General features: G+C 69.5%; 19 protein-coding genes. 3 read left to right on the forward strand and 16 right to left on the reverse strand.

Translation table 11 applies throughout. The features are described 5' to 3' along the window. Positions 1-276 precede the first annotated feature (276 nt). Together ASD82_RS01335 and ASD82_RS01340 are read right to left on the reverse strand one after the other, a co-directional pair. On the reverse strand, positions 277-1,995 hold the full coding sequence (locus ASD82_RS01335) for an ABC transporter ATP-binding protein (RefSeq protein ID WP_235580603.1): 1,719 nt from the start codon (positions 1,993-1,995) through the stop codon (positions 277-279). A 44-nt stretch (positions 1,996-2,039) separates the two neighbouring features. Continuing rightward, on the reverse strand, positions 2,040-3,080 hold the full coding sequence (locus tag ASD82_RS01340; protein ID WP_056714317.1) for a serine kinase: 1,041 nt from the start codon (positions 3,078-3,080) through the stop codon (positions 2,040-2,042). 244 nt (positions 3,081-3,324) lie between these two features. Between ASD82_RS01340 and ASD82_RS01345 the strand changes: the two genes are divergently transcribed. The 3 genes from ASD82_RS01345 (at position 3,325) to ASD82_RS01355 (ending at position 6,974) form a co-directional block, all read left to right on the forward strand. Further along, positions 3,325-4,839, forward strand: a complete 1,515-nt coding sequence (locus ASD82_RS01345) for a radical SAM protein (RefSeq protein ID WP_056714320.1) — start codon at positions 3,325-3,327, stop codon at positions 4,837-4,839. Then, positions 4,814-6,031 carry a nucleotidyltransferase family protein gene (locus ASD82_RS01350; RefSeq protein ID WP_056714323.1) on the forward strand — a complete coding sequence of 406 codons (1,218 nt, stop codon included), beginning with the start codon at positions 4,814-4,816 and terminating at the stop codon, positions 6,029-6,031. The genes ASD82_RS01345 and ASD82_RS01350 overlap by 26 nt, the downstream gene beginning before the upstream one ends. A 130-nt stretch (positions 6,032-6,161) precedes the next feature. Then, on the forward strand, positions 6,162-6,974 hold the full coding sequence (locus tag ASD82_RS01355) for a class I SAM-dependent methyltransferase (protein ID WP_235580602.1): 813 nt from the start codon (positions 6,162-6,164) through the stop codon (positions 6,972-6,974). On the opposite strand, the gene ASD82_RS01360 is transcribed toward ASD82_RS01355, so the two are convergent. The 14 genes from ASD82_RS01360 to ASD82_RS01425 all read right to left on the reverse strand — a co-directional run. Next, entirely contained in the window at positions 6,936-8,081 is a 1,146-nt protein-coding gene (locus tag ASD82_RS01360) for a glycosyltransferase family 4 protein (RefSeq protein WP_056714329.1), read from the reverse strand. The two genes, ASD82_RS01355 and ASD82_RS01360, sit on opposite strands and share 39 nt — an antisense overlap. Then, positions 8,078-9,214: a glycosyltransferase family 4 protein gene (locus ASD82_RS01365; RefSeq protein WP_157599150.1), complete on the reverse strand. Its 1,137-nt coding sequence runs from the start codon at positions 9,212-9,214 to the stop codon at positions 8,078-8,080. The genes ASD82_RS01360 and ASD82_RS01365 overlap by 4 nt, the downstream gene beginning before the upstream one ends. A 2-nt stretch (positions 9,215-9,216) precedes the next feature. After that, a complete protein-coding gene (locus tag ASD82_RS01370; RefSeq protein ID WP_056714332.1) occupies positions 9,217-10,728 on the reverse strand; it encodes a radical SAM protein in 1,512 nt (503 codons plus the stop codon). Positions 10,729-10,774: 46 nt separating this feature from the next. After that, positions 10,775-11,476 (reverse strand): class I SAM-dependent methyltransferase, encoded by a 702-nt coding sequence (locus ASD82_RS01375; RefSeq protein ID WP_056714335.1) that lies wholly within the window; start codon positions 11,474-11,476, stop codon positions 10,775-10,777. A gap of 2 nt (positions 11,477-11,478) precedes the next feature. Further along, positions 11,479-12,678 carry an amidohydrolase family protein gene (locus tag ASD82_RS01380; protein WP_235577830.1) on the reverse strand — a complete coding sequence of 400 codons (1,200 nt, stop codon included), beginning with the start codon at positions 12,676-12,678 and terminating at the stop codon, positions 11,479-11,481. 25 nt (positions 12,679-12,703) lie between these two features. Further along, the gene (locus ASD82_RS01385; RefSeq protein WP_082585206.1) at positions 12,704-13,588 is read right to left on the reverse strand and encodes a class I SAM-dependent methyltransferase; all 885 of its coding nucleotides are present in this window, start codon (positions 13,586-13,588) and stop codon (positions 12,704-12,706) included. 159 nt (positions 13,589-13,747) lie between these two features. Further along, the gene (locus tag ASD82_RS01390; protein WP_056714341.1) at positions 13,748-14,584 is read right to left on the reverse strand and encodes a Wzz/FepE/Etk N-terminal domain-containing protein; all 837 of its coding nucleotides are present in this window, start codon (positions 14,582-14,584) and stop codon (positions 13,748-13,750) included. A gap of 10 nt (positions 14,585-14,594) precedes the next feature. Further along, a complete protein-coding gene (locus ASD82_RS01395) occupies positions 14,595-15,764 on the reverse strand; it encodes a hypothetical protein (protein ID WP_056714363.1) in 1,170 nt (389 codons plus the stop codon). Next, positions 15,761-16,708, reverse strand: a complete 948-nt coding sequence (locus ASD82_RS01400; protein WP_056714366.1) for a glycosyltransferase — start codon at positions 16,706-16,708, stop codon at positions 15,761-15,763. The genes ASD82_RS01395 and ASD82_RS01400 overlap by 4 nt, the downstream gene beginning before the upstream one ends. Then, positions 16,708-17,961: an O-antigen translocase gene (locus ASD82_RS01405; RefSeq protein WP_056714345.1), complete on the reverse strand. Its 1,254-nt coding sequence runs from the start codon at positions 17,959-17,961 to the stop codon at positions 16,708-16,710. The genes ASD82_RS01400 and ASD82_RS01405 overlap by 1 nt, the downstream gene beginning before the upstream one ends. Beyond that, a complete protein-coding gene (locus tag ASD82_RS01410) occupies positions 17,958-19,097 on the reverse strand; it encodes a DegT/DnrJ/EryC1/StrS family aminotransferase (protein WP_056714347.1) in 1,140 nt (379 codons plus the stop codon). The genes ASD82_RS01405 and ASD82_RS01410 overlap by 4 nt, the downstream gene beginning before the upstream one ends. Continuing rightward, positions 19,097-20,029, reverse strand: a complete 933-nt coding sequence (locus tag ASD82_RS01415) for a GNAT family N-acetyltransferase (protein ID WP_056714351.1) — start codon at positions 20,027-20,029, stop codon at positions 19,097-19,099. Before ASD82_RS01415 ends, ASD82_RS01410 begins: the two co-directional genes overlap by 1 nt. Further along, positions 20,029-20,970, reverse strand: coding sequence for a hypothetical protein (locus ASD82_RS01420; protein ID WP_056714354.1), 942 nt, complete (start codon positions 20,968-20,970; stop codon positions 20,029-20,031). Before ASD82_RS01420 ends, ASD82_RS01415 begins: the two co-directional genes overlap by 1 nt. 6 nt (positions 20,971-20,976) lie before the next feature. Further along, the coding region (locus ASD82_RS01425) for an acetyltransferase (RefSeq protein ID WP_162253802.1) at positions 20,977-21,406 on the reverse strand (430 nt) is incomplete at its 5' end.

The following is a 21,406-nucleotide window of genomic DNA, read 5'->3' on the forward strand; positions in this document are numbered from 1 at the left end:
CCTCGACTATCCTTCGGGGCCGCGCCTGTGCACTTAGTATTTGAATTCGCGACCTCTAACATCTCGTTCAAGGCGGACGGCTGCGCCGCCGCTTAACTCCAGCGTTGAAGAGACTAAAGGGGACGTGGCTAATTAAATTTGCACAGAGATCAGTGTCCGACGCGCCTGTGGGCTGCAAACCCACGCACACGTTTGACGCCGATCAAATGCACGGTCGGGTAGTGCGGGACCGATCGCTGCGGGCCCGGGATCGACCGCACAGCGTCTGTCCATGACTCATACCAGCCTTTCGTGCGGGCGCCCACGCTCGCCATGCGTTTGCGGCTCAGCGCTGCGCAGGCCAGCCTTCGTGGAAACCGTGGCGACCAAGTCGCCGTCGATGCTCAGGCACTGGTCGGCGATCGTCGCCACGCTGGCCCGGTGCGATACCACGATGAGTATCGTGCGGGGCAATCGGCGCTTCATCGCGGCCAGTACGCGGATCTCGGAGGCGGCGTCGAGCGCACTGGTGGCTTCGTCGAGCACGGCGAGGAACGGCTGGCGCAGAATCACCTGAGCCAGTAGCAGGCGTTGCAGTTCGCCGCCGGACAATCGGCTCGACGCGCTGTGCAGCGTGGTGTCCAGTCCATCCGGTGAATCGGCCAGCCGCTTGTCGAGGCCGACATCCAGCAGCGCGGCCTGCATCATCTCGTCGCTCGCTTCCGGCGCGGCCCAGTGCAGGCATTCGCGCACCGAGTATTGCCACGGACGCACGCTCTGGCTGACATAGGCGCCATGCCGCACCCGCTCGCGGTATTCGCCGAAGCCGATGGAATGTCCGTCGACCCGTGCCGCGAAAATCCCGGGCGGGCTCATGCCGGCCAGCACGTCGACCAGGCTGCTCTTGCCGATGCCGGAGTCGCCGGAAACCAGGGTCAGCTCGCCGGGCGCCAGGCGCAGGTGGCGGACATCGACAGCGGCCAGTGGCGGCGCCAGCTGCATCCGTTCGATGTGCAACGCTGTCCGATCCGCCGGCGCCGATGCCGCCGAAGAGCGCACCGCCTCCAGGCCCATGTAGCGCTGCCACAGCTCGAACGCGGGCGCAGCCGAACGCAATTGCTGGAAGCTCTGCCGGGTCGACACCAGGTACGGCAGCAGTCGCCCCAGCAGCAGGCAGGCCGCGATCAGCGCGGCCTGATCGACCCCGCGCCAGCGGTAGGCCAGCACGAAGACTGCCGCGATCCCGACCGCCGCCAGCAGCTCCAGCAGCAGCCGCCCGTTGGCGACGAGTTCCAGCTGGCGTCGATAGCCCTGGCCAAGCTCGGCGGAGATCGCGCCGTAGCTGTGCTTCTCGGCATCCTCGCGCTGGAACGAGCGCACGTGGCGCAGCCGTCGCGGGAAGTCCTCGCTGTGCCAGAACAGACGCGTCATGTCGGCGACGTACTGGCGACCGACCCGCGACTGTTCGCGACCGAACGCGCGCGAGGCGATCACGCCGAACACGGCAAACAGTGGCGTCGCCAGCATCAGCGGCGGACAGACCCAGAACGCCGCCGCCAGACTGACCAGCGAAGTGACGCCCGCAACCAGCAGTTGCTGCAGGGCGCTGAAACCCTGGGTAATGATTTCGACGTTGTAGGTGAGCACGTTGGCGATCTCGGCCGAGGTCGAATCCGCCAGCGCATCCAGCCGCGCGTCGAGCAGGCGCGCGTGCACCTGGCGGCGCCGGGTCATGCCGTAACGTGCGGTCAGGCGGGCGCCCAGGCGGGCGGTCGACCAGCGCAGCACGGCGAAGGCGAACGTGGCCGCCGCGAAGATCGCCGCCTGCAACTCCACGCCGCCGCGCGCGGCAAACACGCCGCCGGCGAACGTCCGCGCATGGCCGGGCTGCACCAGCGGCACCAGCAGCACGGCCGCGAGGCTGCCGGCCAGCGCGCTGGCCAGCGACAGCAGCACGTAGGCCGCGGTTTCCACCGTGTCGACGCGCGTGAATGTGCGTACCAGCGAACGCAGCATGTCGTAGCTGCGATCGCGCGTCGGCCGTGCTTCGGCGGACCGCTTCATGCGGGTGCGCCGACGGCAGGCAGCAGTTGGCGCAAGGCATCGACCGAAGAACGCGGATGGCGCCCGCGGCGCAGTTCGTGCACGCCTTGCGCGATCAGCTGCTGCTCGAAACGATGCCAGCCGGGCTGGCCGGACGCATACGGCTGATCCGTGCGCAGTCGTGCGGCGATCTCGCCGGCGGGAATCGGCGTGAGCAGGGCGGCGGGATCGTCGGCCAGCTGGCTGGACACGAACACCGCGCCGGCCAGCGCCAGCGGCTGCGGCGCCAGCCGGCCACGGGCCTGCCTCAGGTCGGCCTCGAATTTCTCGACGCCGCTGCGGCGGCGGATGACTGGCGCGCTCGCCACCCAGCGGCGGCTGCGCTCGTCATCGACGAACCGCAGCGCATCGGCCTGCACATGCAGGAAGTTGGCGACGCCGGTGGCCAGCATGCGTTCGGGCTGCACGAAGACGGCATCCTCGGCGAGGAAGTCCAGGCCGAGCAGCAGACTGTGCAAGGCCAGCGTCGACTTGCCCGCGCCGCTCGCGCCGAGCAGCAGGACGCCGCGCCCGTCGCGGCCGACGCAGGCGCCGTGCAGCGGCACCAGCCCCAGTCCACGCGTGGCCAGGGTGAACACCGCGAACTCGATGAGCTCGTAGCGCAGGTGGTAGGGGTGCAGCAGCATGTCGTCCGAGGCCACCACCAGCGCCTGCCGCTGCGCGGGGTCCAGCACCACGTAGTTCGCGGCGTCCATCACGCCGCAGATCAGGCCCGCGCCGGACTGCACCTGCACCGGCGGGGGTTCGGCCGTGGGTGATGGAGCCGGCCGCGATACCAGGCGCAGCTCGATGCGGAACGCCGCATCGGCCACCGGCAACCGCTGCGGCGGCAAACCCGCGTAGGCGGCATCGACCAGGGCGAGCAGCGCCTCGCTGCCGCTCTCGAAGCGGAAACGGCCGCCCAGGATCTGTCGCTCCACGCAGGACACAGGAACGCGCCGCTCCTCGAACGGGTCGGCAGGGATGTCGCGGTCGCCGGCGCAGGGGAGCAAGGTCATCGTCTCGATCAGGGTCCTGGTGGCGCGCCATGGCGTGGCCGCGGCGCTGCACGCAGCGGGCGTCTGCTTACTGAGTGTCGCCGCGGGCGGCAAAGGTTGTGCCTGCACACCGCTGCGGACTTTTTTGCCGCGCGGGGCAACCGAAGCGGCCCGCTGGCGCACTCACCGGCAGCCAGCGCGGAAGCGGGAGCCGACGCGGCCCATGGCTGCCGTTGCTTCCCACGATGATCGAGGCCTCCAGCAGATGCTCAAGATTCAGGTCGGCCACTCCTACTTCCTGGCTTACGACCCGAAGCAGTGGGAGCGCGGCAAGCCTTATCCGCCGCTCGCCACGATCCAGGTCGCTGCCCTGCTGCGGCAGATGGGGCACCAGGTCGCGCTGTTCGACGCGATGCTGGCCGCGGGCGTGGAGGACTACCAGGCCGCGCTGCAGAGCACGCGGCCGGATGTGGTCGTCCTCTACGAGGACAACTTCAACTACCTGACCAAGATGTGCCTGGGCCGCATGCGCGAGGCGGCCTGCCAGATGATCGCCGAGGCCCGCGCCGACGGCGCGCGGGTGATCGTCGCCGGCTCCGACGCGTCCGACCACCCGGACGCCTTCCTGGCGGCGGGCGCGGATGCCGTGCTGATCGGCGAAGGCATCGCGGCCCTGATCGAACTGGTCGGGCGGCTGCAGCGCGACCCGGCCATCGACACGCCGCGCTGGGTCGCGGGCATCGCCGGCGTGGCCACGCTGACCAACGGGCAGACACAGCTGACCCGCGTGGGCGTGCTGCCGCCGGACCCGCGGCTGGTCGGCCATCCCGCCTGGGACCTGGTCGACGTCGAACGCTATCGCGCGATGTGGCTCGAACGGCACGGCTACTTCAGCCTCAACATGGCGGCCTCGCGCGGCTGTCCGTTCCGCTGCAACTGGTGCGCCAAGCCGATCTGGGGCAACCACTACAACCAGCGCAGCGCCAGCGACGTGGCGGCGGAAATGACCTACCTGAAACGGACATTCCAGCCCGACCACATCTGGCTGGCGGACGACATCTTCGGTTTCCGCGTCGACTGGGTCGGCGAATTCGCCGGGCACCTGGCTGACGCCGACGGCTCGGTGCCGTTCACCATCCAGACCCGCGCCGACCTGATCAGCGAGCGAATGGCCGCGGCGCTGGAACACGCCGGCTGCGCCGAGGCATGGATCGGCGCGGAGAGCGGCAGCCAGCGCGTGCTGGACGCGATGAACAAGGGCACCCGCGTCGCCGACCTCATCGCCGCCCGCGCGCGGCTGGGCGAACACGGCATCCGGGTGGGCTTCTTCATCCAGCTCGGCTATCAGGGCGAACAACTCGTCGACCTGCTGGCGACCCGCGAGCTGATCACGCAGGCCGCGCCGGACGACATCGGCGTCAGCGTGTCGTATCCGTTGCCGGGCACGAAATTCTACGAACAGGTGAAGGCCCAGCTCGGCGCGAAGACGCATTGGCAGGACAGCGGCGACCTGGCCATGATGTTCCGCGGCGCCTACGACTCGGACTTCTATCGCCACGTGCGCGACCTGCTGCACGAGCAGGTCGTGCTGCAGCAGTCGAAAGCCGCCCAATCGCCGCAGCAGCACCGCGAAGCCCGCGCGGCGTTCGAGGCGCGATGGGCCGCGCTGATTGCCGACGAGCGCGCGCACCGCAGCGAAGACGCCACCGCCCCAGCGCCCGCGACGACGCCCGACCATGCCGAACCGGCCCGCCATGCTGCCGCCGCTCAACATCGTTAAGGCGGGCCTGCGCCGCACCACCGAAGCGCTCGCCGTGGAGCTGGCGCTGTCGCGGCCGGGCGGCGCCACGCCGCCGTGGAGCGAACTCGAATGGCAGCTGGCCGCGGCGGTCGCCGCCGCGCACGGTGTGTCGCCGCTGCTCAGCCAGTGCTCGACCTGGCAGCGCCCGTCGTGGCGCCGGTTCCTCGACAGCCAGCGCGAGCATGTCGAACTGCGCCATCGGCGCATCGGCACCCTGCTGCAACGCATCGACGCTGCCGCGCGTAGCACCGGGCTGGCCGTCGTGCCGTTGAAGGGTTCCGCCCTGCATGCGCTGGGACTCTACGCGCCGGGCGAACGACCGATGGCGGACATCGACCTGCTGGTGCGCGAAAGCGATGCCGCGGCGACGATCGCCTTGCTGCAGGAGCTCGGCTACGTGGAGTCGTTCGTGCAGTGGAAGCACCGCGTGTTCAAGCCGGCCGAGGGCGCGCCCGTTCCCGGGCTGGGCGAACACCGCGACACGCCGGTCAACATCGAGCTGCACACGCGCATCCAGGAACGACTGCCGGTCTCCACCGTCGACATCACCGGGCGGATCTATCCGCGCGTGCCGCAAGCGGGCTTGAACGACTACCCGTCGACCGGCGCCCTGATGAGCCACCTGCTGCTGCACGCGGCAGGCAACATCTGCGGTCGCAGCCTGCGCCTGCTGCACCTGCATGACATCTCGCTGCTGGCCACGCGGATGGTCGCCGCTGACTGGGACGTCCTGTGGGAAGCCGCCGAGCCGCCCTGGTGGGCGCTGCCGCCGCTGCGGCTGGTGGCGCGCTACTACAGGAACGCGGTGCCCGAGGCGGTGTTTGCCCGACTCGAACGCGACTGCCCGCGCCTGCTGCGCACGATCTCGCGGCGCCAGACCCTGACCCGGGTGTCGTGCTCGGAGCTATGGTTGCACGCGCTGCCCGGCATCGAGTGGTCGCGCTCCGTGGGTGAAGTCGGGCGCTACGTCAGGAACCGGCTGCGACCGACGGAGGAAGCGATCCGGGAACGGGCCGACATGGTGCGGACCCAGTTGTGGCTGCAGGACCAGAGCTGGGTCACCACGAACCATGTGCGGCGCATCCTGACCTGGCTGACCCGCCCGGTGCCGCGGATGGACACCTTGTACGCGGTGCGCGCGGCGCTCGACTCCGCGGCGCCGGCACCCTAGGCGCTTCCCGTCCATGACCGGGAAGCGAGCCGCGACGGATGCACGACGGTGGGACCTCCGGCTGCGCTGTCCCCGCTGCGGCAACGCCATCGACGCGCTGGACTGTGCGAACTGCGGATTTTCCATCGCGATGGACGATGGCATCGCCCACGCGCTGCTGCCGGAATCGGCCGCGCGCCTGGCCCGCTTCATCGCGGATTACGAGCGGATCAGGACCTCGGAAGGTCGCGGCAGCGAAAGCGAGGCGTTCTACCTCGCCCTGCCCTACCGCGACACCACGGCAAGGGATCGCGACCAGTGGCGGATGCGTGCGCGCAGCTACGACTACATCGTGCGGCATCTGCTGGCAGGCAGTCGCGTGCTCGACCTCGGCGCGGGCAACGGCTGGATGAGTTATCGCCTGGCACTGGCCGGGTATCAGCCGGTTGCGGTCGACCTGCTCACCAACGATCGTGACGGGCTGGGCGCGGCGCGGCATTACCGGGCACGGCTGCGGACGCTGTTTCCGCGCTTCCGGGCCGAGATGCGCCACCTGCCGTTCGCCGACGCGCAGTTCGACGTCGCGGTGTTCAACGCCTCCTTCCACTACGCCGAAGACGCCGAGGCCTGCCTGCGCGAAGCGCTGCGCTGCCTGAAGGTCGGCGGCATGCTGATCATCGCCGACACGCCGTGGTACGCCCGCGACGAAAGCGGCCGGCAGATGCTGGCCGAGCGCCGCGAGTTCTTCCTGCGCCGTCATGGCGTCGCGGCGGACGCGATCGCCAGCCTCGGCTACCTCACCGACGAGCGTCTGCGCCGCATGGCGGACGCGCTGTCGATCCGCTGGGAGGTCCATCGCCCGTGGTACGGCCCGCGCTGGGCGCTGCGCCCGCTCATCGCGAAACTTCGCGGCCGCCGCGAGCCTTCAAGGTTTCGGCTCTACGTCGCCCGCAAACCGGGCTGATGCCCGCGCGTCCGTGCACACGTGGCGGTACAGCGCCTCGAACAGTCGCCCGGTGCAGTCGGCGTCCTCGGCCAGCGCCCGGTGCTGCGCGGCCTCGGCCATGCGCTGGCGCCGCGGTTCGTCGGCAAGCAGCGCCCCGATCGCCTCGGCCAGCGCGCCCGCGTCACCGACCGGCACGCAGCACGCCGCCGCGGGCGACCACTCCACGAAGTGTCCGACCGCCGTGCCCACCGCCGGCACGCCGGCCACCGCGGCCTCCAGCAACACCAGCGGGCCGGCCTCGTGCAGCGACGACATCACCAGCAGGTCGGCCGCCTCCATCAGCGGACGCAGTTCGCGTTGCGTCCGGAATCCGAGAAATTCGACGCAGTGTTCCAGTCCAAGCTGTTCGGCCAGCCGTTGCAGCTCGCCCTGCAAGGTGTCCACGCCGACGATCTCCATGTGGAACGCCAGCCCGGCGTTGCGTAGAACGGCCAGTGCCTGCAACAGGGTCGGCTGATCCTTCACCCGGTTGAGGCTGGCGACGTGGATCAGCCGCGCTGGCCCGTCGCGCCGCGCGCGCGGTGCGAGCGGCGGCCACGCCTGCAGGTCGACGCCAAGCGGCACGCGTTGCGCCTCGATGCCGAGCGCCCGCAGTGCGTCGATGATCGGCGCGCTGGCGGCCGTCACGACATCGGCGGCGCGCAGCACGCAGGCCTCGCGCAGGCGTCCCTTCCATTTTCGGCGTCCGCCGTAGTCGATCGCGTGCAGCGCGACCAGCTCGCCGCCGGCGACATGCACCAGGCTGGGCAGCCGCAACAGCGTGGCCGCGGCCACCGCGACCAGGCTGCACGAACCGGAAAAGATCGCCTGGACCACGTCGAACGGCGCGCGGCGATGCTCGGCGCGGATCGCCGCGATCGCGCGCCACCGGGTCCAGCCGCTGCCGATGTTGTGGATGTTCGCGCCGGCGAGTTCCCAGCGACCCGGCGCGGCTTCCTGGTGCAGCGCGAAGACATGCACCTCGTGCGTGCGCGCCAGCCGTTCGATCAGCGCCAGCAGGGCCGGGATCACCCGGACCTCACCGCTGCGATCCACCCCGCCCGGCAGCACCAGGGCAAGTTTCACGACACGCTCCGGCGCCGCTCGGCGTGGACTTGCGCATAGGCATCGGCCCATTGCCGGCCCACCGCGGCGAACGACAGCGCGGCGTCGAAATGCGCGCGCACCTGCGCTGGCGATGGCCGGCTGGCGGCGGCAGCGACCAGCGCTTGGGCCAGCTGCGCCGCATCACCACAGGGCCACAAGTGGCCGACGCCACTGCCGCCGAGCAGCGCCCGGAAGGAGGGAATATCCGTGACCACCGGCGTGACACCGCAGGCCAGCGCTTCGAGCACGGCGTAGCCGCAGCTCTCGGCGCGGCTGCCCGAGACGAACAGATCCGCCGCGCGCATCAGCCCCTCGACCTGCGCGTGCACCACCTTGCCCAGCAGATGCACGCGTTGGGCAAGGTGCGGATCACGCGCGATGCGCGCCTGCACCTCGTCGAGCAGCGGCGCGCTGCCGAAGGCGCACCACAACTGCAGGCCGGGCAGTTGTCGCGCCGCCAGCGACACGCCGTCGAGCACGCTCAACGGGTCCTTGCCGGGATTCAGGTGGCCCACCCACAGCACGCAGGGATCACCACGAAGACCCGTCTGTGCGCGCGCATCGGCGCGACTGCCCACGCTGAAGCGGCTGCTGGACTCGGGTATCGCGAAGTGGTGTGTGTGCGGACCGAACAGCCCGGCCCGGGTGAACGGTCGCGCCAGCTCGGGCGCGGTGAAGGCCACGCCGGCCAGCGCCGCATACCAGCGTCGCCACGGCGAACGGCGCCACCAGCGCGGCGGCCGATCAGCGTGGTCCTGCAGGATGATCGGCAGCCGCGGCAGGCATTGCGCGATCGCGAAGGCATCCTCGGCGAAACCCAGGCTGTGCCCGTGCAGCACGTCGGCGTCGATGTCGCCGAGCAGGCTGGCGAAACGGCGGCCCCGGTTGGTCGCCGTTTCCAGTCCACGGATGTCGACGAAGTGATAGTCGATGCCGTTGCGGGTGATCAGCTCTTCCCGCGCCGCCGCCTGAACCACCGACACCCGGGTGCCGGCGCTGGCCGCCGCCTCGGCGACGTCCACCAGCGAGTGCCACTGCTCAAGCACCTGGTTCGGCGCGAGGTCCTCGGGGGCCGGCAGGAAGTTGAGCTGCGCGACGTGCAGGGCCGCCATCGCTACGCGCCGGTGATTTGCGGCGTGCGCAGTTGCACGAAGCGATTGGCGATGTTGAGTTCCCACGGATGGTTGTAGCGCCGATGGCGATAACGCCACGACGCCATCGCGCTCAGGCTGCGCTTGGCCCAGTGGGGTGAACGCACATCCTGCACGGTGGGATAGCGACAGCGCAGCACGGTGACGAAGTCGTAGATGCGCTGGCGCAGCTTGTCGCTGAGCCACGGCGCATCGGCATGGCAGGCGTAGTCCACCCAGCGACGTTGCGTCCATTCGTCCGGCGTGGAGGGAAACACCACCGGCTCGCCGTGAAGGTCGAGCAGGGGCGCGGCAGGATGCTTGCCGCGCTCCTTCTCGTGCTTGCTGCCCTCCGGCAGCGGCGTGTAGATGTAGGTGATGATTTCCGAGGCGGGATTGATCCGTTTCAATTCGCGGATGAACTCGAAGGTCAGTTCGGTTTCCTCTTCGGTGTTCACCGGCGGCGCCAGCATGAAGGAGAACTCGGGGATCACGCCGTGGCGCTGACACAGCTCGGCCACCGCCAGGGTCTGGTCCGGCCGCGTGCCCTTGCGGATTTCCTTGAGCATCGCGCCGCTCGGTGATTCGGCGCCGATGTAGGCCATGCGCAACCTGCTCTTGCGCACCAGTTCCCAGGTGCTTTCGGAAAGCTTGAGCAGGGCATCGGCGCGTGCGAAACACCACCAGGGCATTTCGAGCCGGGCCATGATCTCGAGCAGCGGGATCATGTCCTGTTCGCGGTCGAAGAAGTTGTGGTCGTAGAACAGGATGGAATCGGCACCGAGTTCGTACTTGAGGTAATTCAGTTCGCGCTCCAGCCGCTCCGCCGGCGGCAGCGAGGTCGCACCGCCGAACATCGCCGCCACGCCGCAGAACGTGCAGCGGAAGCGACAACCGATCGAGGCCTGGTGCACGGCGGTACGCCGGCCGAGAAAGGTGCTTGCCAGATACTTGTCCGGGTCGCCCAGCTTTTCATACGGCAGCACCAGCGCGGCATCGCCGTGCCGGAAGCTGCGATTGGGGTTGTGCACGACCTCGCCATCGCGGCGCCAGGACAAGCCACCGATCCTGGCCAGCGCCTCGTCGCCGCCGCCGCGGGCCAGCGCCGAGACCAGCTCGACCAGGCTTTCCTCGCCCTGCCCGCGCACCGCGTAGTCCACATAGGGCGCAGCCAGCGTGGTGTCGGTATACAGCGTGGGGAAGTAGCCGCCCCAGATGATCGACATCGACGGATGATGCTCGCGGATCGCCTTCGACACGGCGATCGCCGGCGCCAGCTGCGGGCCGCCCATGATGCCGATGCCGATGGCGTCGTAATGCTGTTTCCCGGCGGCGGCCAGGGTCGCGTTCACCAGGTCCCGATCGATGTTGCCGTCCACGATGTGGCTGTCGCCGAAGCGATCCAGTGCCGCGGCCAGGTTCAGCAGCGACAGCGGAAAGCGCGGACGCGTGGTGACCGTCGGGTTGACCAGCAATGTACTGGGGCGATTAGGCATGGGGCGATCAGGCATGGGGCGATGAGTCATCGGACGTCTCGGGTATTCAAACCGGCCGCCGCAGCCGGAACACCAGCGCCACGGGAACCTCCAGCGCGGCGCGGTCGAAGCGCGCCGTGGCGGGGATGTCGGCCGGATCGAGCATCGGCTCCAGCACCTGCTCGATGCGCAGCCCGAGCGCGGCGCAGGCCGCGTGCCAGTGGCTGTACAGGTGCTGGGTGTGCTGCACGGCGTAGTGCCGGCCGTCCGACTTGAAATCGCGCAGCCAGCCCAGCGCATGCCCGATCGGATGCACGTCGCTGCACAACAGCGTGCCGCCGGGCCGGGTCACCCGGCACAGCTCGGCCAGCGCTCGCTGCAGGTCGTCGAGATGGCCGACGACCAGGCCGCAGAGGGTCAGGTTCGCCCGCGCGTCCGGCACGGGCAGCGCCGCCAGGCTGCCCTGGATCAGGTCGACGTCCGCGGCGGCCTGCAACGCGGCCAGCTCCGCGTCGGCGCGCGCGAGCATCGGCGCCGACAGGTCCACGCCGATCACGCGCGCCGCGCCGCGGCGCAGCGCGTGCAGCATGTAGCGCCCGCTGCCGCAGCCGACATCGAGCACGGCCGCTCCATGCAGCGTGTCCGGCATCAGCGCGAGCATGGCGCGCTCCTCCGCCCGCATCACCGGGTTGTGCGCACGGGCGGGATAGCTGGATGCCCACAGCGCATACGCCTCGGCCGGCATCAGCATCGAAGGACGCGGCCGCATGGCTAGCCGGCCTCCATGACGAGGTCGCGCGCGCGGTGGGCGGCCGCCAGTTCGAGGCCGGGTTCGAGCGCCACCAGCGCCGCTTCGGCCAGCGGTTTGGCCAGCAGTTTCGGCTTGCCGTCCAGCGTCACCGGCACGGTTTCCATGCCGGCGACGTCGAACCATTCGGCGAAATCCGGATCGGCGATGCGCGGTACGCCGTGGCGCACCACCGCACGGATCTCGCTGCGCCCGAGGCCGACCAGGCCGCAGCGTTCGTCGCCGCCGCGATCCTCGACGATCACCAGGTCCGCCGGCGTTCCCGCTGCCAGGCTGCCACTCGAAGGCAAGCGCAGGATGCGCGCGGCGTGGCTGGTGACCAGGCCGAGCAACTGGTCGGGACCCAGCTCGCCGCGAACGGCGATGCCGCGCATTTCGTCGAGCAGGTCGCGGGCGCCGCTGAGCCGCGAGTCGCTGCCCAGCGCAAGCCGGCCCGCCGCGCACAGCCGTCGCGGGTCCAGCGAGCGGCCGAGCAGGTTGCGATTGCTGGTCGGACACCAGACCACCGCCGCGTCGCGCTCGATCACCCGGTCGATGTCCTGCTCGCCCAGGCCGACCCCGTGGACCAGCACGCTGTTCGCCGCCAGGCAGCCCATCTCGTCGAGCCGGGCCAGCTCCGCCTGCGCGATCGCGTCGGTGCCCTCGGCCAGGTGGATCAGCCAGGGTCGGTCGGCGGGCGTGGCGGCGAAGCTCGGTTGCACCGGCGGACCGTAATCGGGCCAGCCCAGCGCGTAGCTCCAGCCGTAGTTGCGCAACAGCGTCACCGGAAAGTTCGACTCGTCCAGCACCGGATGCCAGGGATCGTGATGCACCACGCAGGTGCTGCCGGCGAGCAGGTTCTTCAGCGCGCCGTGGCGCAGCCGCAAGGCCTTCGGCACCTGCAGCGCGGCGACCACCGCCGGCTCCGCGAAATGCTCACGGAAGGCGGCGATCCAGGCATAGCTGTTGGGGAACGGCGCGCGGGATGGCAGCGGCGGCACCGCGTTGACGTGCAGATGCTCGTGCGCGTTGATCAGGCCGGGAAAGACCAGGTGGTCGCGCAGATCGATCCGGTACGCCCGCGCGGCCAGCGAGGAACCGATCCGTCCGGCGCGGATCGGCAGCGGCACGCGCGAGCTGGCCTGTGCCGTGACCGAAACGGCCCGGCACAGGCTGACGTCCATCGCGGCCTGCAGGAAGTCCATGCGCTCAGCGCCGCCGCATCACGATCAGGAAATGGTCGCCCATGTCGCGCAGCAGCGGCAGCGCGCCCAGGCGATCGTCGAGCCGGCCCAGCCGTTCATACCAGCGGCGCCGGCGACGGTAGTAGTCCACCAGGTACGGCGGCGGCATGAACAGGCTCAGCGCGCGATAGCCCTCCAGCGAAAAGTGTTCGGCAAACGCGCGATAGAACTCGCGCGGCAGGTAGTAGCGGGTCCAGATCGTGTGACGGTTCATGCCCACCGCCGTCGCGCCCCGCGCGGCGCGCACGCCGGCGCGCCGGAAGCGGCCGCGCAGCGCGTAGTGCCCCAGCTCCCACGGACAGATCCGGCCCATCACCGAAAACACCAGGCCCCCGCCGGGGCGCAGCAGGCGCGCGCATTCGGCCGCGACGGCGGCGAGGTCCGGCGCGCAGTTCAGCGGGCCGAAGTTCGAGTAGATGCCGTCGAACTCGCCCTCGAGCCGATCGAGCTGCTGCACGCCCAGATGCATGGCCGTGACGCGCGACTGCAGCGCCGCTGCCGCCGCCCGTGCCCGCGCCCGCTCGACCATCAGCGGCGACCAGTCGGTGGCGACGACGTGGAAGCCGCGCCGGGCGAATTCGAGCGCGTCGATGCCGGTGCCGCAGCCCAGGTCGAGCAGGCGTGCGCCCGGCGGCGCCGCGCTGTGCACGGCGTCCCACAGGGTCAGCCGCATGCGCTGGATCAGCTCGTTGTTGCCGCGCGGCCCGTCATAATCGGCGGCCACGCTGTCGAACGCGCGCTGCGTGTCGAGCAGCTGCGCCTCGTCCAGCGGCGCGCGCCGCGGAGGCGGGCGGACACTTCCGGCAGGTGCCTCGCGCCGCCCTGTTTCCAGCTTGTGCCATCCGCGCATATCGAACCCACTCCGTTCCACCGTGATGCAGCCGTCCATTCGCCACGACATCCGCGCACCTGTCACGCAGCGGTCCCGGCAACTTCATGGAGCTGATCCGTGAGTGCCGGCCAGCGCCGTTTTGGTTGAATGGCGCCGACGCCGGATGCATCGTCCGCGTCAGGCGGGCCGCCGCCTTCGTGCCATCACCACGGTCACGAAGGCGCCCAGGAACAGGCCCAGCAGGAGGCCGATGCCCCAGGTCAGTTCGGGATTCGGAAACGCCTGCTTGTCGGGCACGTAAGCTGGCCACATCATCGACGTGCTGTAGGTGTAGGTGGGCCCGAGACGTTCCAGCAGATCGATCCGCCCTGCCCGCAGGCCGCGGATCTCTTCGCTCTTGTTGGCCAGCAGCAGGCTGGCCAGCATCGGGTTCTGCACGTCCTTGCTGTCCGCCCCGCCCTGGTTTCCCGGCATCGCCGCCTGCCGGTAGCGGGCCTGGTCGGCCAGCGCCGTCTGCAGGTCGGCCTCGAGCTGGCTGAGGCGCGCCCGCGCCGCCTTCAACGGCACCTCCTCGAGTTGCCGATGGACCTCGCTGAGCCGGGCGACCGTCGCGTTGGCCAGTTCGACCGCCTGCTGGCGCGAATACGCCCGCACCGTGAGGCGGATCAGCGGGCCGGCATAGGGCATCGGCTCCAGCTTCAGGCTGTTGCGATAGAGCCTGGCCACCGGCGAGGTGTCGGCGTAGCCGGCGCTTTTCAGGATCTCGTTTTCGAACGGCACCCGTTCCAGCCGCTCGATCACCCGCAGCAGCGGCTCGACCTTCGGGTCCTGGCCGGGCATGACCTGCCCGACCTGGCCGATCTGGATCCACGCGGTCGCCTGCCATTGCCGCTTCACCGTGTGCGCGAAGACGTAGGTGCAGGCCAGGGTCAGCAGCAGCACCCCGACGAACCACATCCAGCCACGGGTGAAGATCCGCCACAGATCGATCAGATAGATTTCGTCTTGTTCCATGGTTCTGCGCTCAGCGGGAAGAGGAAGGGAAAAGGGTGTGCGTGGTCGTCGCGGGCACCGGTCCGGGTGACCGCCGGTTCGGCAGCCACGCGGCGAAAACCTGCAGGACCAGGCACAGGCCGATGAAGCCGGCGTTCGTCCACGTGTAAGCCTGCGGCGCGAACGGCGCCATCACGCAGACGTAGGAAACCCGCAGGAACACCAGCAGGGAAAACAGCGGCACCGTGGGCCGCAGGCGCTGCACGCTCCACAGCAGCATCGCGTACAGCCCCACGATGGAAACCACCGCGCCGAACGGACCGAGCGCCATCAGGAACGGGAAGAACTCCGTGCCCACGTTGATGTTCGACGCATCCAGCGGGATCGTCGTGCCGGCCGTCGCGACCGAACCGCTCAGCGGCACGACCTGGTGGATCAGGAAGTCGGCGTTGACGTACCCCTTGGCCAGGATCGCGCTGAAGTTGTAAGGCCCTGCGCTGACGTAGAGCAGCAGCCACTTGATCCCTTCCGGCGCCGCGCGGTACATCGCGCCGAACGGCAGGGTGACGTGATCCAGTGGCCCCGAGCGCAGCATGCCGAGGATCGAGAAGACGCTGACGCCGACGAAGCCCAGCAGGCCGACGGCCTTCCACGGCAGGGGCCTGGCCTCGTCCCGCCGCAGCATGATCAGCAGCGCAAACGCGAACACCGTGGCGAACACCCGGTTGCGATCGATCACCAGCACCGGAAACAGGAAGCCGACGGCGATCAGCGTGTTGCGCAGCCAGCGGTTCCTCGCGCACAGCAGCCCGATCGGCGGCAGCACCCAGCACATGTCCGACACGTGCCGGATGTGTTCGTGGCCGCCTTCCATCACCGCGTAGGCCGACGGATTGTTGAACAGCGGGATCGGGAACAGCGCCAGGTCGAGCAGGCAGAAGGCGGCGACCAGCCCGGCGAAGGCCAGCGCCACGAAGGCGTCGCGCGTGCCGCCGTAGCGGCGGGCGCGGAACCGCGCGGTCGGCGGAATCCTGACCCCCGCCTGCACGTCGAACAGCAGGATCGCCGCGGCCATCACCGCCAGCAGCAGCACGCCCGGCAGGTAGTCGAGCGGAAGCTCGTAGGTGAACAGCGTCACCGCGCAGGCCAGCAGCAGCGGCAGCGCGAGATACGCCGAGGGCAGGCACAACAGGCGTTTCATGTCGCCTCCGCGCGGTGGTCCGCCGAGGGCGACGCCAGCCTCGACATCGCGGCCAGCCACGCATACGCCAGCAGGTGGGCTGCCACCGGCAACGGCTGCCGCTGGAGGAACGAGATCTTGGCCCCGATGTAGTGCGACTGCGCCTGCAGCAGGGTCTTGTACGGTTCGTCGAACAGGCAGGCCCGGCGCTGCGCCACCTGCCGCGACTCGGCCAGGTTGGCGATCCGGGTCGCGGTGTGTCGCGTCTTGCTCAGGTTCGCGCCGTGGATGCGGTAGGCGCAGACGCTGACATCGATGAAGCCCAGCGCATCCGCCGCGGCCAGGCGCAGGAACAGGTCCCAGTCCTCGATGCGCAGGCCTTCGCTCCAGCGGTCGACGGTGTCCAGCGCGCTTCTTCGCATCAGCGCCACCGGCCCGCCGATGGCCCAGTGGCTGATGATGGCGCGGCGGATGCCGTCATCGGATCGGTACAGCCGCTTGTCGGCGCGGTGCAGCACGCGCATGCCGCTGTCGTGCATCCGGTTGCCATGCTGGTCGACGACGATCGAGTCACCGATCACCGCGCCCTTGTCCGGATGCGCCAGCAGGTAGCGCATCTGGGCGTCGAGCCCGCCGGGCAGCAGGTAGTCGTCGCTGGCGCCCGGGCGCAGGAAGTCGCCGTTGGCGCGCGCCGCCAGTTCGTTCAGCGTCGCCGCGATGCCGCGGTTCTCCCGCCGCACGTACTCGATCGGGATGTCCATGCAATGCATCGCCACCCAGTCGGCGATGCGTTCGGCGGTGCGGTCGGTGGAGCCGTCGTCGATGACGATGAGCTCCTTGGCCGGGTACGGATCTTCCAGCACGCTGTCCAGGCAGCGCTGCACGAAGCGCTCGTGGTTGAACGCCGGTATCAGCACGGACACCAGCGGCATCGCCGCCACGTCCATCGGCACGTCGCCGTCCATCATCGCAGCCCTCCCAGGTAGCGCCGGGCCACCAGCAGGTTGAAGCCCAGATACAGCAGGTAGTTGAGCGCGAACGCATACATCGCGCCGACCAGGCCGAAGCGCGCGGCAAGCACCCAGACCAGCACGACATAGCTGGCGGCGAACACGCATTCGGAAACGACGAACAGCTTCGTCATCGCCTTGGCCAGCATCAGGTAGGAAAGGATGAAGGAGGCGATCTTGATCACGTCGCCGACCAGCTGCGGCCCATACAGCGCGTTGGCGGCGGCGAAGTCCGGCGTGAACAGCAGCCGCGTCACCCATTCCCGCAGCGCGTAGACCACCGCCGCCAGCACGACGACCGCCGGCAGCAGGATGCGGCAGGCGGTGCGCAGTTCCGCCAGCAGGGCCGCGCGCTCGTGCGTCGACGCCAGCCTGGGCAGGTAGTGGATGTTGATCGCCGTGGTGAAGAACAGCAGGTAGGCGTCCGACACCTTGCTCACGGCCTGCCAGTAGCCGACCGGCTCCCAGCCGAACTGCAGCGCCAGGTGATCGCGCACCGCGATGTTGACCAGCGGCGGCAGCAGGGCGGAGCTGAGCGTCATCACCGAGAACGTGGCCAGCCGCAAGCTCATCTCGCGGTCGTAGCGCAGCCGCAGCATGCCGCGGCGGAAGTACGAGCTGCGCCACCACGCCGGCAGGCCCACCAGCAGCCACGACAACTGGCCCAGCACCAGCGCCAGCAGCGCACCATGCAGGTGCTGCCAGCGCGCCAGCCAGACCATCATCACGATGCCGATGAGCGAGCCGCTGACCTGGATGAAGGCCAGCCGGCGCACGTCCATGAAACCGTTGACCACCGCAAGGAGGTAGTTGAGCAGCGCAATGCCGAGCTGCGCGACGGCGAGCACGCGGATCAGCCCGGCGTACTGCGGATCGCCCAGCAGCCATGTCGCGAGCTGCCGGCTGAGCAGCAGCGCCACGCCACCCATCAGGCAGGACGCGCAGAACGCGTAGCACAGCGCGGCGGACAGCAGGCGCGACAGCCGCTGCGGATCGTCGCGGTACTCGGCGACATGTTTCACGATGGCCGCGCCGATGCCGCCGCCGGCCAGCACCGCCAGCAGCGACATCAGGCTCATGAACTGGCCGAGCTTGCCCACGCCCTCGGGCCCGGCGAACCATGCCACCAGCTTGATCGCCACCAGCCCGGCGAGCAGCCGCGCCGCGGTGGCGATGCTGGTGTAGAAGCCGGTGCGGACGATGTTCATGCGCCACGCCCGAACGCGTTGCAGGCGTCGATCACGCGATCCACGTCGTCATCGCGCAAGGTCGGCCCCATCGGCAGGCTCAGCACTTCCCCGCACAGCCGCTCGGTCAACGGCAGGTGGACGTGCTGCAACGACGGGTACGAAGGCTGCCGATGCACCGGCACCGGATAGTGCACCAGGGTCTGGATGCCCCGCGCGCGCAGATGCCGCTGCAACGCATCGCGCTGGGCGCAGCGCAGCACGAACAGGTGCCAGGCGTGCTGTTCCTCGCGAACCATGTGCGGCAGCCGGATCTGCGGATGGTGGATGCCATCGCGATAGCGACGCGCCACGCGGCGGCGCCACGCCACGTCCGCATCGAGATGCTTGAGCTTCACCCGCAGCATGGCCGCCTGCATTTCGTCGAGTCGCGAGTTCACGCCCTGGTAGAGGTGGCGGTATTTCACGTCGGAGCCGTAGTTGCGCAGCGCCGCGATCCGTCGCGCCAGCGCGTCGTCGTCGGTCACCACCGCGCCGCCGTCGCCCAGCGCGCCGAGGTTCTTGGCCGGGAAGAAGCTGAAGGCCGCGGCGTCGCCGAATGCACCGGCCCGGCAACCATCGAGCATCGCGCCATGGGCCTGCGCCGCATCCTCGATCAGCAGCAGCCCGTGCTGCCTGGCCAGTGCCTGCAGCGCCGGCATGTCGGCCAGCTGGCCATACAGATGCACCGCCATGATCGCCCGCGTGCGCGGACCGATCGCCGCTGCCACGCAGGCCGGATCGATATTGAACGTCGCCGCGTCGGGCTCCACCGGCACCGGCACCAGGCGGTTCTCGCTGATCGCCAGGAAGCTGGCGATGAAGGTGTTGCCGGGCACGATGACCTCGTCGCCCTCGGCGAGCAGGCCGAGTTCCCGGTAGCCGCGCAGGATCAGCGACAACGCATCCAGCCCGTTGCCCGTGCCCACGGCATGGCGCACGCCGCACCAGGCGGCGAACTCCCGCTCGAACGCCGCCAGCTCCTCGCCCAGCACATACCAGCCCGAATCGATGACGCGCGCCGCCGCGGCCTTCAGCTCGTCGGCGTAACGCGCGTTGACCTCGCCGAGATCCAGGAATGGGACGTCGACCCGGCGGGTATCCGCGATGGCGTCCATCACAGCGGCCACTCGTAGACATCGTGCACGATGGCGCGCGCACCGAAATATTCCTTCTGCGTGACCAGCCCGCCGTTGAGCACGGTGCCGGCCTGCTCGGTGGAGACACCGAAGGAAAAATGATGCCGGTCCGCATACGTGTCGCCGATCAGCGCGGCGAGCAGGAAGCTGAGCGCATCGAGCGGCCGCCCCTGCTCCGAGGCGGCCAGGTACTGGGTGTGCACCACGCGGCCAAAGTCGTAGACCAGGGCGCCGGCCAGCAGCACGCCGTTCCTGCGCGCCTCGTGCAGCACGATCTGCCCGGGGAAGCGCGCCTGCAGCAGGCGCAGCTCCGCCAGGCTGTGGGTCGGTGCGACGTGGTGCCTGTCCAGCACCTCCACCAGCAAGGCGTGGAAGTCGGCCGGGTCGGCGCCGACCTGCAGGTCGATGCCTGCCCGCGCCGCCTTCCTGACGGAACGCCTGCGCGCCTCGGTAAACCGGAACGGTTCCTGCAGCGCGATCACCGACGACAGGTCGCGACGGATCAGCCGCGCGCCCATGCGCTGCAGGGCGTACAGATCCTCCTCGGCCGGATACGCATGGAACACATGGGGCACCGCCTTGTAGACGATGCGCTCCACGCCGAGCGCGCGATAGTGCCCGGCGATCTGCCCGAACACGGCCAGCGTCGCTTCGGCGCGCAGGGCCTGGCTGCTGATCAGCCCGGCATAGGTGAGGCCGCCGTGGCTGGTCGCCAGCTTGCCCGCGAGGTTCGCCGGGAACACCGCCACGACTTCGCCATCGCGCTCGACCAGCACGGAGGCGTCGACGAAGCGGTCGGCGTGATAGTCCATGTAGCCGCGCCGATGCAGCAGGTTGCCGTTGCGCGAGCGCGCCACCAGCGCATCCCAGGCGCTCGCATCGGTAGGCGCATAGGGCCTGATGGTGAGCATCACGCGCCACCCTCGACGGGGGACAGGCGCGCCTCGGCGACGCCGAAGCCGTCCACGCCCATGTCGTTGCCGTTGTAGAACATCAGCAGCTTGTCGCGCTGGCGGATCAGCGCGGGATAGCAGAGGGTGCGCGAGTCCCAGCCGCTGGCGGAAAGCGTCAGTCCCAGCGACTCGTCGTGGCGTTCCCAGTGGATGCCGTCGTCGCTGCAGGCCACGCCGGGAAAATATTCGCCGGTGAGATTGCCCCGGGTGAAGTACATGAGGTATCTGCCGCCGAACCGATATACGCGCGGCCGACCGATGCGGTACTCGCTGCCGCGCGGCAGCAGGCAGACCTGGTCTTCGCGGGCCATCGCGCGGAGATCATCCGTCTCCGCATGGCGGATGTGGTAACGCGGAAACGGCTGGCCGCCGATGATTTCCCAGTCGTCGCCCACGGCATACCACAGCCGCCAGCGACCGTTCTCGTGGATGGCCGCATGCACCGCGCCGATGGTGCTGCGACCGGGCGCCCGATCCAGGATCGGCGTTTCCTGCACGCGCCGAAAGTGATCGCCGCCGTCGGTCGAGACAGCCAGGCCGGTGAAGGCCAGGAACTTGGCCCGCGCCACCCGCTGGAAGCCGACGTAGAACATGTGCAGGCCGCCCGGCGCGTCGACCACGTCGCCCAGGATCATCCCGTTGTCGTCGAAGCAGCCGGGGCGGCCGATGTCGAGCACCGGTTCGGCGCCGACCCGCACGATCGTCGCCGGATCGTCCGCCCGCACATCGACGTGGCCGATGCGGCTGACGCCTTCGTCGTCGCGAAACCCCGCGTAGACGCGGATGGTCTCGTCGTCGAGGCGATACGGCGTGGGCGTGAGCGCGGAGTGGCGCATCCAGCCGCCCACGCCCTGTCGCGCGGTTTCGAACACCAGCCCCTTTTTGCTCCACGCGTACATGCGCGCTCAGAGCTTCACGTCGAAGCTGGACTTGTCCGGCACGGCGCGCGCGGGCGAGCCCACGTAGATCCGCCCCGGCTCGGTATCGCGCGTCACCAGCGCACCGGCGCCGATCACGTTGTCGGATGCCACCCTGACGTGGTCGTTGAAGGTGCTGTTCACGCCGATGAAGCTGTTCGCGCCGATCTCGCAATAGCCGGAAATGACCGCGTGCGAAGCGATGAACACGTTGTCGTGCACCACCGTGCGATGGCCCACGTGGTTGCCGCTCCACAGGATGCAGTTGTTGCCGACGCGCACGAACGGCTGGATCACGTTGCCTTCGAAGATGAAGCTGTTCTCGCCCACCTCGGCGTTGCGCCACACGAAGGCGCGCGTACTGACATAGGTGGCGAGCCGATAGCCGCGGCGCTTCATGTCGAGGTAGAGGCGGGGG

This window comes from Rhodanobacter sp. Root179 (assembly GCF_001428465.1).
Lineage (GTDB): Bacteria > Pseudomonadota > Gammaproteobacteria > Xanthomonadales > Rhodanobacteraceae > Rhodanobacter.

Excerpts from the sequence above, each read along its gene's own strand:
- ASD82_RS01390 (WP_056714341.1), bottom strand. The coding sequence starts at position 14,584 with ATGGAACAAGACGAAATCTATCTGATCGATCTGTGGCGGATCTTCACC.
- ASD82_RS01410 (WP_056714347.1), bottom strand. The coding sequence starts at position 19,097 with ATGGACGCCATCGCGGATACCCGCCGGGTCGACGTCCCATTCCTGGAT.
- ASD82_RS01335 (WP_235580603.1), bottom strand. The coding sequence starts at position 1,995 with ATGCTGCGTTCGCTGGTACGCACATTCACGCGCGTCGACACGGTGGAA.
- ASD82_RS01345 (WP_056714320.1), top strand. The coding sequence starts at position 3,325 with ATGCTCAAGATTCAGGTCGGCCACTCCTACTTCCTGGCTTACGACCCG.
- ASD82_RS01350 (WP_056714323.1), top strand. The coding sequence starts at position 4,814 with ATGCTGCCGCCGCTCAACATCGTTAAGGCGGGCCTGCGCCGCACCACC.
- ASD82_RS01365 (WP_157599150.1), bottom strand. The coding sequence starts at position 9,214 with ATGGCGGCCCTGCACGTCGCGCAGCTCAACTTCCTGCCGGCCCCCGAG.
- ASD82_RS01370 (WP_056714332.1), bottom strand. The coding sequence starts at position 10,728 with ATGCCTAATCGCCCCAGTACATTGCTGGTCAACCCGACGGTCACCACG.
- ASD82_RS01380 (WP_235577830.1), bottom strand. The coding sequence starts at position 12,678 with ATGGACGTCAGCCTGTGCCGGGCCGTTTCGGTCACGGCACAGGCCAGC.
- ASD82_RS01405 (WP_056714345.1), bottom strand. The coding sequence starts at position 17,961 with ATGAACATCGTCCGCACCGGCTTCTACACCAGCATCGCCACCGCGGCG.
- ASD82_RS01375 (WP_056714335.1), bottom strand. The coding sequence starts at position 11,476 with ATGCGGCCGCGTCCTTCGATGCTGATGCCGGCCGAGGCGTATGCGCTG.
- ASD82_RS01395 (WP_056714363.1), bottom strand. The coding sequence starts at position 15,764 with ATGAAACGCCTGTTGTGCCTGCCCTCGGCGTATCTCGCGCTGCCGCTG.
- ASD82_RS01340 (WP_056714317.1), bottom strand. The coding sequence starts at position 3,080 with ATGACCTTGCTCCCCTGCGCCGGCGACCGCGACATCCCTGCCGACCCG.
- ASD82_RS01355 (WP_235580602.1), top strand. The coding sequence starts at position 6,162 with ATGGACGATGGCATCGCCCACGCGCTGCTGCCGGAATCGGCCGCGCGC.
- ASD82_RS01385 (WP_082585206.1), bottom strand. The coding sequence starts at position 13,588 with ATGCGCGGATGGCACAAGCTGGAAACAGGGCGGCGCGAGGCACCTGCC.
- ASD82_RS01415 (WP_056714351.1), bottom strand. The coding sequence starts at position 20,029 with ATGCTCACCATCAGGCCCTATGCGCCTACCGATGCGAGCGCCTGGGAT.
- ASD82_RS01400 (WP_056714366.1), bottom strand. The coding sequence starts at position 16,708 with ATGGACGGCGACGTGCCGATGGACGTGGCGGCGATGCCGCTGGTGTCC.
- ASD82_RS01420 (WP_056714354.1), bottom strand. The coding sequence starts at position 20,970 with ATGTACGCGTGGAGCAAAAAGGGGCTGGTGTTCGAAACCGCGCGACAG.